The organism is Desulfobacter sp. (genome assembly GCF_050177295.1).
This window is the reverse complement of record NZ_JBFXHE010000288.1, coordinates 1-5,751: the sequence shown is the minus strand read 5'-3', so window position 1 is coordinate 5,751 and position 5,751 is coordinate 1. Positions and strand designations below refer to the sequence as shown.

General features: G+C 50.1%; 6 protein-coding genes. 2 read left to right on the top strand and 4 right to left on the bottom strand.

Annotated features, from left to right (window positions below):
* Nucleotides 1–491 precede the first annotated feature (491 nt).
* Nucleotides 492–779, bottom strand: coding sequence for a DUF1330 domain-containing protein (locus AB7U36_RS17055; protein WP_428160893.1), 288 nt, complete (start codon nt 777–779; stop codon nt 492–494).
* Between the two features lie 313 nt (nt 780–1,092).
* On the opposite strand from AB7U36_RS17055, the gene AB7U36_RS17050 reads away from it, so the two are divergent.
* Together AB7U36_RS17050 and AB7U36_RS17045 are read left to right on the top strand one after the other, a co-directional pair.
* Nucleotides 1,093–1,515 (top strand): transposase, encoded by a 423-nt coding sequence (locus tag AB7U36_RS17050; protein ID WP_428160892.1) that lies wholly within the window; start codon nt 1,093–1,095, stop codon nt 1,513–1,515.
* Nucleotides 1,512–1,781: a hypothetical protein gene (locus AB7U36_RS17045; RefSeq protein WP_428160891.1), complete on the top strand. Its 270-nt coding sequence runs from the start codon at nt 1,512–1,514 to the stop codon at nt 1,779–1,781. Before AB7U36_RS17050 ends, AB7U36_RS17045 begins: the two co-directional genes overlap by 4 nt.
* Before the next feature lie 428 nt (nt 1,782–2,209).
* On the opposite strand, the gene AB7U36_RS17040 is transcribed toward AB7U36_RS17045, so the two are convergent.
* The 3 genes from AB7U36_RS17040 to AB7U36_RS17030 all read right to left on the bottom strand — a co-directional run.
* Nucleotides 2,210–3,814, bottom strand: a complete 1,605-nt coding sequence (locus AB7U36_RS17040; protein ID WP_428160890.1) for a M48 family metallopeptidase — start codon at nt 3,812–3,814, stop codon at nt 2,210–2,212.
* Complete coding sequence (locus AB7U36_RS17035; RefSeq protein ID WP_428160889.1) at nt 3,811–4,200, bottom strand: hypothetical protein; 390 nt, start codon at nt 4,198–4,200, stop codon at nt 3,811–3,813. The genes AB7U36_RS17040 and AB7U36_RS17035 overlap by 4 nt, the downstream gene beginning before the upstream one ends.
* 40 nt (nt 4,201–4,240) lie before the next feature.
* On the bottom strand, nt 4,241–5,751 hold a 1,511-nt coding region (locus AB7U36_RS17030), incomplete at its 5' end, for a CHASE2 domain-containing protein (RefSeq protein WP_428160888.1).

The window sequence follows — 5,751 nt, the reverse complement described above, 5'->3', positions numbered from 1 at the left end:
TTTGGCTCCGCAGATTTACGTTTAAGGAATGATGCACTATTCTTAATGGTTCCCAAGACACCGTCAACCTCCGGGAGTGAAAATTCCATCAATTTATCAAGCTCTGTAAATCCAAGGGCCAGTTCTTTATTTGCATTTGAAATTTTTTCTGCAAAAAAAAGCTACTGAAATGCAAATAAATGACATTACTATTTTTTGTTTTCTGGTCGAGTTCATCCTGTCCTATGTCCAACGCCGCGGTTCACAGGCCGCGAGGTACAAGCGGTTCTTTGTGAAAGCTCATGTTGGCCTTATTTTATTTGCTCGTACAAGTTGTCAGCATCTTTCGATAAATTCTTGAACATTAGGACACAATCAAGACTTGCACCATTTGGCAGATTATAGTGAGTTCAACACAGTTTTCTGATTGAAGCCGTGTGCAATTTCGAAATATTTTCTTTATCAGCCTGAGATGCTTTCCGGATTTGCATTTATTTCCATGTGTTAGCAGTCTATTCTTCAATAATTATTGCTTTGGATATGGTTGAGTTTTCTCTTAAGTGTGCAATTTTTCTGTATTCATCTGACTGAAAGCACTGCATGATCTTATCTTTGCTGGCGAATTTGATTAATATCATTCGTTTCATATCCCATTCCCCCGAGATAGGGCTTAGTTGACTTGATCTAAAGATATATTCTCCACCATATTTTTTGATAATAGGGGCTGCTTTTTCAATGTATTCACTGTACATGGTTGCATCTGAGACGGACTGAATTTCGGCTAAAAAGAATATTGGCATTTTAATCCCCCTTTACTTTTAACGTAAACATCTGCGGCTTGTCCGTCAGCATGTTTTGGTTAGGAAATACTCCGATTCTGTATTTGGATTGTTTATTTTTATCAACATTTGTTGTATATTTTCAACAGATGTTTCCGTCCTGTATTAATATTCTGATCTCCTTTCGAATGCTCTAAATTATTTCCATCACCATTACCGGTTCCGCCATGACCCAAACAACAGCACATAATTTTGATGTTTACCAGCCCCGCAATCCCAAGGCAAGCGCATACTACCAATGCATTGAGAATCACTTTGAAGAGCTGGAGGGGGTTTGGGACGCCATGTATGCAACCCGTCTGGGTTTCTGGAAGAGATTTTTCAGTACGAGGTGCTCAAGATGCTCAAAAAAGAGGGCAAGATAACGGATGCCGTTATCGAGAATATGCTGTCATGGCAGCATTCAGGCTTCCATGTTCATATCGGTGACAAGATCTCTTCCAATGACCAGGCCAGCCTCGGCAATCTTGCCCGGTACATTATCCACGCCTGTTTCTCCCAGGAACGTATGGTTTATATCCCGGTGGAAGAATCCGGTGACGGTTTTGCAAAGGTCGTATATACATCAAAAGATCGGAAGTTCCGGAAAGTCTTTGATGCCCTTGACTGGCTGGCCAGGCTGGTGACGCACATCCCCGGCCGTATGAGCAGACTGTCAGGTACTATGGTCATTATTCGAACAAATCCTGGGGGATGAGAAAAAAGGCGAACACGGATGATCCCATCCCCACCGTTATTCCCAACGAGATGTCTTCAAAAGAGTTCCGCCGGGATTGGGCTCGCCTGATTCAGAAAATCTATGAGGTAGACCCGCTGACCTGCCCTAAATGCCAGGGCTCAATGCGTATCATAAGTCTTATCGAAGAACTCGACATCATCGAAAGAATCTTGCGTCACCTTGGACTTTGGGATATCCCTAACCATGATCCTCCGCAACCCGCCATTTCCCGATTCTATTCCTGATCTGGTTTATGACTTTTCCAATTCCCAAATCCCTGCCGGCGGCTGGCATTAATTTTTCCGTTTTGGAGGATTTCCGGTGGGGTATGTTCAAAATCAGTCAAAAAGATAGCTGCTCAGAGCTTTTTCAGTGGTTCAAGGCGAATTTTTAATTTTTTCTCCCAGGTGCTATTTCTAACATCAGCGGCCATTCCGGAGTCGATACCCCCAGCCGGGCACAGCCCCAACAAGTTGGGGCTGTGCCCCGCTGGGGCCATATTCCTGACTCTTGTTAATCTTTTCATTCTTTGCTATACCTTTCCAGTAAAAAAGGAAGTTCCTGTCCGTCGGGGCAATCAGGGCAATTTTTATTGGGAAGTCTCCATGGTCACGGCGATTGTATACCGGCGCTCCTGTAATGATAATGATTATCAGATCAACGATCGTTTTTGTCACCTGCTCCAGGCTTTTTTACCCTCCTTGACCCCTTTTCTCTCCATTTCATCCCCCAGACTGATGCTTGAGACAATTTCCTCTTTCGGTTTGCCCGCCGCGGAACAGCAGGCGGTATAGGTTCGCTGGTGGTTGAGCCATTTGCATTTTTTCAGCTCGCTTTCAAGGTCCTTGCCGCTTCCCGTTCCTGCGTGATGTGCATGGTATACATCCACCGGCGCCATGAAAAGCGGTCCGTATTCCTTTTCTCCCTTGGCCGCCATGGCTCCGGCCTTATCGGCCTCACCTTTTTCCGTGAGCCTCAAAATGGCAAGGTCGTAGAGCAAGGGAGGCATGGCCGGCATTTTACTGAGCGTGGAAATCCGTTTGTCCAGAAGTTCCGGTTCCACGGCACCGAGGACACTAAGTGCGTACGGGGTATCCTTGACAGGGCTTTCCATGGCTTCTGCCGCAGCTTCTCTGGCTTTTTTCAGGTTCCCCTCCAGGAAAGCGCGACGGGCGTCGGATAAGGCTTTCACGCCGGACAGGACGGCGGCGACGCGCTCGTTTTCCCTGACCGCTTCAAGGGAAGCCGTATTCATGGGCCTTCTCCGGATGTTTTCCGGATAGTTGCGCAGGCAATTTTTGACCTGCTCCTGGCGCGCCCTGGCCTCTTTATGGTAGCGGTAACCCCATTGATTGAATTCGTCTTTGAGTTTGCCCATACCCGCTTCCAGGGTCTGCGTCATGCTCTCCTGCATGCCCGCCCGGACATTTTCAGTCATCTGTTCGGGATTGGCCTCACCCTTTTGCAACGGCTTTTTGATTTCTTCCACGGTTTTTTGTAAAAAGCCCTTAATGCTTCTGGAAAACCGTTCGGACATGTACTTGTCCCATTCTTCCGGATCTGAAACCCCCGGGCTTGTCAGCTGCTGGGTCATCCTCAACATGCCCCGCGGCGAATACCCCGCATGAACCAGAAGTTCCATGCCCTTGGCATCGGCCTCGTCCTCCTGGGACCGGCTCCACATGGGACCTGTGATAAAATCCGATATGGCAGCGGTATAACCCAGCTTATCATCAATGAGTTCGGCTTGTTCAGGTTCGTCGATAAAGGTCCGGGTTTCGGCAATGGCAAGCTGGCAGACACTGGTCATTCCGGAAATGTTGTCGTGGAACCGGATCCTTTTGTTGTGTCCCAGGAGAACATGGCTGTATTCGTGGGCGAGCACTGCCGCCAGCTCGTCCTCGCTTCCGGCCCGGGTAAAAAGCCCGAGGTGGATGTTGAGGCTTCCGCCCAGCGTGGCCGAGGCATTGTAGGTGTCCTTCCCTGAGAGAACAAGCGGGGGGGCAGCCGCGCCTTCAGGGGCGAGCCGGGCCAGTATACCTTCCAGATAGGCCTGGATATGCGCTTCCGTGATGGCAGCCCCCATGTTGGGAGAAAGTGCCAGGGGTACCCTGTCAAAGCCCCTGGGTTCCATGCCGAACTGGATTTTCCGGTAAACTTCCGGATCGGTTTCCGGCTGGAGCGCCTCATTGTGGACCGTGCTTGGAATGCACCCCGAAAAGAGCAGCATCATGGCGAAAAGTAAGCATAATCCGTTTGCGGTCTTTAAGCATTTCATTCTCCATCCTCCAGTCCCATGCTGGCGTCGGGCTTGCTTTGGTTGACATCATTTTGCCGGGCCAGGATGTTTCCGGACACGGCTGGAGGTGATTTGCGCGAGACCGTTACATCGAGTTCATCGATCCAGACGAACTCGCCCCCGGCAGGGGAAATTTTGAGATGTCCGGCATGTTCCTCAATCACGGCCACCTCTTTTTTCTCTACTCTATCTTTGAGCCGGGCCAGGGCATCACCTTTAATCTCTCCTGTTTGACCGCCGTTGCCATCATAGGTTGTCAGCGGTACCGTATCAATGCTGAGAATCAGCCCGGCATCGGCAAAGACGGGCGTGGCCCATAAGAACCCTGTTAAAATTATCATTGGAATCAGTGCGGTTTTTTTCATGTTGCTCCTCTCCTTTTATGGTCAATTTTAATGATCCGCATTACCCCTGGATGGCCTGAGGCTTGAAGTTTTCCATACCGATACCCGCCATCAGCAATGTGGTTCCGATAAAGTTAAAGGGCGCAATGGTGAGAATTTTTAAAGCCACCAGGGCCAGGCCAAGTGAAAAAACAAAAACGGTCAGATAAAACAGCAGGACAAAGATCAGAGGGCGGGGATCCATCCAAGACGGATTGCCGTGTTCGTGTTTCCAGCGTTTCAGCCAGGCCGTGAATTCCGTATATATTCTCAGGGTAAAAAGAAGGGCGAAGATATCCAGGAGACTGGCCAGGGTTAAACTGCCGCACAGTTGCTTTGGATACCGCCAGTAGCCTTGACCGTAGGTGAGCAGGTTGTCCAGGACCATGGCATGGAAGAATACGCCGGGAAGATAGCCGTGAATGGGAGAAACTTCGCGGTCCGGCATTTCACGCAGGCCCGTTCCCACCAGGACAAAGTGATCTCTGAGCAGCTTTTTTTCGATGTCACGGCAACGCTCCTTCCATTTTTTTGCCGAAGCCTGCCGGAGCCCTTTCCAGATACTGACGTAAACACAGGGATGATAGTAATGGGGTATCTTAAATTTTTCAGGTTTGACAACGCCCTGGCCCAAGGCCTTAAGGATATAGGAACAGAACGCTTTCCAGCGGCCTTGTGCGGTTGCCTGGGGTTCCAGGTTTTCGGGTTTCAGCTCCTCCGGTTCCTGTCCCGGGACGGCGTTGAGATGGGCTTCCAGGTCAGGGATGCGTCCCCACTGCAGATAGAGGTCTTCCGGATTGTCCGGCAGCGGCCGGTCCCTGCCCGTGGACGATACCTGGTAGAGTGCGGCCGCCGGCGGCAGCAGATGGCGCTTGGGGGCCAACCGGTAACGTTCCCCGCGGTCTCCGGCCGAAGAAATTTCGTCGACCCCTACCCGCGCCACAACCTCTGACAGTTCCGGTCTGATCCAGCTTTTAATGGATGGTGTTTGGGGAGGGTCTTTCTTTTCCGGCTCCTCGTAAGGGGTATCTGCAAAAAAAAGGGGGATCTTTTTTTCGGCGTACCTTTTGGCCACCCCGGCCAAGGCTTTTACCCCGGCACCGTCCTCATCGTTCCGGTGAAAGAGAATATCCACGAACACGGCTTTTGGCCCGGTTCTCAACAGCATTTCCAGGACTTCCGCATGCTTTTGATAGCTGATGGGCCAGGCGGCCTCTTTCCTGGCGTTAGCAACGTTTTCTTGGTTATTCTTAGGCGTGTACAGTGCTGCCGGGGAATCGACGTCATAAAGCAGTACCGTGACGGGTTTCCGTTCCTGCTGCCTGGAGGGATAAAAGTGGGACATGATCTGCTGGACGAGAATCCTGGACTCCTGGCTGGTGTCGCCATACAGGCCAAAGGGGTTGAGTATGGCAAAGGAAATTGAGAACAGCGTAAAGAAGAGCATTTTCAGCGGATCTTTCCAGAATATCCGTTTCAGGATATTCAGCAGGATTTTGTGCTTCTTCTTCTCTCTTGTTTCAACCGACTCGG

What these genes read in the sequence shown, in the direction of transcription:
- AB7U36_RS17040 (WP_428160890.1), bottom strand. Translation starts at nt 3,814, where the DNA reads ATGAAATGCTTAAAGACCGCAAACGGATTATGCTTACTTTTCGCCATG.
- AB7U36_RS17035 (WP_428160889.1), bottom strand. Translation starts at nt 4,200, where the DNA reads ATGAAAAAAACCGCACTGATTCCAATGATAATTTTAACAGGGTTCTTA.
- AB7U36_RS17045 (WP_428160891.1), top strand. Translation starts at nt 1,512, where the DNA reads ATGAGAAAAAAGGCGAACACGGATGATCCCATCCCCACCGTTATTCCC.
- AB7U36_RS17055 (WP_428160893.1), bottom strand. Translation starts at nt 779, where the DNA reads ATGCCAATATTCTTTTTAGCCGAAATTCAGTCCGTCTCAGATGCAACC.